This window comes from Janthinobacterium sp. (assembly GCF_009923995.1).
GTDB lineage: Bacteria > Pseudomonadota > Gammaproteobacteria > Burkholderiales > Burkholderiaceae_D > Janthinobacterium.
The window spans coordinates 1-1,050 of record NZ_RFSK01000153.1 but is presented as its reverse complement, the minus strand read 5'-3'; the positions used below and the strand labels follow the sequence as shown (position 1 = coordinate 1,050).

The 1,050-nt window shown below is 26.6% G+C and carries 1 protein-coding gene; it reads left to right on the top strand.

Annotated elements, in window-relative coordinates; all coding sequences use genetic code 11:
- Positions 1-580 precede the first annotated feature (580 nt).
- The coding region (locus tag EBS11_RS28345) for a hypothetical protein (protein ID WP_290608887.1) at positions 581-1,050 on the top strand (470 nt) is incomplete at its 3' end.

The window sequence follows — 1,050 nt, the reverse complement described above, 5'->3', positions numbered from 1 at the left end:
CAAAAAGCCCAAAATTAGAAGTTGATAAAAACTATTAAGATTTAATAAAAGAAAAAAAACCCCCAAATTTAAATGTCAAGTGAATTATTAAATAAATTTTTCACTTTCCCAAAAAAACACAACCAGCCATTTTCAAGGGTCCAGAATTGAGTTTGGGGCGATGAGACTTAGAGTCGCAATAAAACTTGCAAAATAAAAAAAAAGTGCTATAATATTCTCTTATTAAATTAATAAAAGATAAGAATAAAACTTATATATTAATAATAATTATTTAGATCTAAATATATATATAGTCTTTTTCCCCGAAAAAGACGCTCCCCCAAGATGGGGGCGGGGGGGATGAAAAAACTAGCAACGATATAATAGATAAACATATTGAAGAATAAAAGAAATTATCGAGCTGATAATTGCATCTTTAAAAAAGATAAAAGAAATTGAATTGAAAATTACAAAACTAAAATTGTTTTTGAAAGAAGAAAAATAATTGACTTTTAGAGATAGATGAAATGAGATTAGTTATTATGATTAGTTTTATTCATCTAACTTGAACATCGCGCGCGCGTTAAAATAATGTAAAAAAATGCTAAAAACTAGAGAATTTGAAGATAGAAAAAAAATAAGTCGACAAGAAACAATTGAATTGCTCAACGAACATAAAGAATCACTCTTTAAAGATATAGCTAATAATGTATCTTATAGACAAATAGCAGAAAATTACAATATACATCTAACTAATCTACATCATTATTTAAATCTCGAAGAAAATCAACAAGCTAAAGAATTAGCTCTAAAAATAGCTTCTTATGATATGCTCGAAAGTGCAGAAAGTGAATTGCACAAAATTCAAGACGAATCACACAATGCTACAGTTCGTCGTCAATGTGAATTATATCAACATAAAATGTATATTGCTAAGATTAAAAACAAAAAAGAATTAGATTTGAATTATAAGTCTCAAGAAACACAAACAAACAATAACAATATTATCACTCCGCAACTTACGCTTAAAGTTGTTAATAATTCTGAAAATCAATTAAAAATCACAAATAA